At 34.5% G+C, this 594-nt stretch carries 1 protein-coding gene; it reads right to left on the reverse strand.

Features of this window, described 5'->3' with window-relative positions; genetic code table 11:
- A partial coding sequence (locus EAL49_RS08220) for a hypothetical protein (RefSeq protein ID WP_490238423.1) occupies positions 1-594 on the reverse strand: 594 nt, incomplete at both ends.

Here is a 594-nt window from a genome sequence, read left to right on the forward strand (position 1 = left end):
CTCATTCTCTAAGCTCGCTCTTTTTTCAGCGTTCAAATTCTTTAAGACTTCTTTAGATTTAGGGTTGAACACAGGCTTATAATCTCTGTCTTTGCTCATTTTGGCTAAATCGTCTATTAGAGTTTTATGATCCCATTTTAAAGCTTGCAGGTATTCTAGTCGTGGGTAAGAAGGTTTTTGCTCCACTAATCTGGTGTATTTAGCGATATTTTCTTTCGTGGTTTCAATGGAGTTTTCTAATTCCTTGATTTTTTCAGGGAGTTTAGTGATAGCGTTATCCAGTCTCTTTAAAAACCCATCAAATTTGATCTCAGCGCAGAAATTATAAGAGCTAAACATGTTGCCCGTATCGTTTTTATAAACCATATTGCTAGGGCTATAGGCAATATTTGGATTGTCTTTAGGGCTTAAACTAAACTCCACTTGATACTTAGTTTTATAAGCATTCACCACAAAGCCCTTGTATTCTAAAAGCTTACAATCTCTTTCTTCATTGAAAAACAAGTCGTTCAAATTGCTTGCAAATTGCTTTTTAATAGCGTCTAGCTTTTCTTTATTTTGTTCGGCTATTTGCTTGTTTTGTTCTTTGAGTTT

The sequence above is a fragment of the Helicobacter pylori genome (assembly GCF_003637665.1).
In the GTDB taxonomy this organism is placed as follows: domain Bacteria; phylum Campylobacterota; class Campylobacteria; order Campylobacterales; family Helicobacteraceae; genus Helicobacter; species Helicobacter pylori_CK.